This is a genomic window from Azohydromonas sediminis, from assembly GCF_003574675.1.
Taxonomy (GTDB): Bacteria; Pseudomonadota; Gammaproteobacteria; order Burkholderiales; family Burkholderiaceae_C; genus Calidifontimicrobium; species Calidifontimicrobium sediminis.
In genome coordinates this window covers 1-832 of the sequence record NZ_QOAZ01000098.1, presented here as the reverse complement: position 1 = coordinate 832, position 832 = coordinate 1, and the positions used below count along the sequence as shown (strand labels likewise).

General features: G+C 62.9%; 2 protein-coding genes. Both read right to left on the bottom strand.

Going from position 1 to position 832, the window contains the following annotated elements:
- Window positions 1–254, bottom strand: a 254-nt coding sequence (locus tag DRV96_RS18285; RefSeq protein ID WP_210757107.1) for a hypothetical protein, incomplete at its 3' end; no start/stop codon positions are given.
- A complete protein-coding gene (locus tag DRV96_RS17790; protein WP_119293618.1) occupies window positions 251–718 on the bottom strand; it encodes a lysozyme in 468 nt (155 codons plus the stop codon). The genes DRV96_RS18285 and DRV96_RS17790, both read right to left, overlap by 4 nt.
- Window positions 719–832: the final 114 nt, after the last annotated feature.

Genomic DNA, 832 nt, shown 5'->3' with positions numbered 1-832 from the left:
GGGCGGTCAATAAACTCTTTGACCGTGACGGTGACAGTGCGGTATCTGGTTTCATTGGCGGTCCTCTTTTCTTCAAATGCGCCGCTGGATGCATGGGCGCGGTCCAGAAGCCTGGAGCGCTCGCGCGCCTCCTGCTCGATGCGCTGTTTGTCGGCAGCATCCCAGCGCCAGCCTTGGGTTTTCCAGCCGCCGGTAAAGCCGATGGCCACTGCCACCAGAGCGGTGGCGGCGTAGGTGTAGAGGCCTGCGATCATGATTTCTCCTCGCACACGGCCCGCTCTGCAGCGCGGCGACGAACCAGGCCGGGCAACTCCTGCCCGCCAGCTAGCGTCCAGCGGGACAACTCGGCGCAGGCTCCGGCCATGTCCCCGGCATTTGCCTTGCGCACCAGGGTCGAGCCGCAAAATGCACTGTTGCCCACGTTGAACGCGAACGACAGGAATGCGGCCTTTTGGTTGTCTGTCAGCGGGCGCTTGATGCAGTCGATGGCCTCGGTGTGCTTGAGCAGGTCGCCCATCAGTTGCGCTTCGCATTCCTCCTTGGTGAAGGTCTGCCCCATGCGCAGCTCTGGCCCGGTGTGGCCGGTGCATGACGTGAGCACGTTTATCGGGTCTTTGTAGGTGCGATACACCGTGCCCTCAAAATGCGCCACCAGGGGGAGCGCGAGCGCAATAGCACCCGCGCCGATCTTGGCCGCGAGTTTTTGGCGCGGGGTCACTTTGGCTGCACCCCAGCTTTGAGCGCTGCCCAGAATGCGGCAATCGACGCTCCCAACCCTACCAAATACCCCAGCGGTTTGGCCGCCTTGCCGATCCAGGTAAGCAGATCGGAA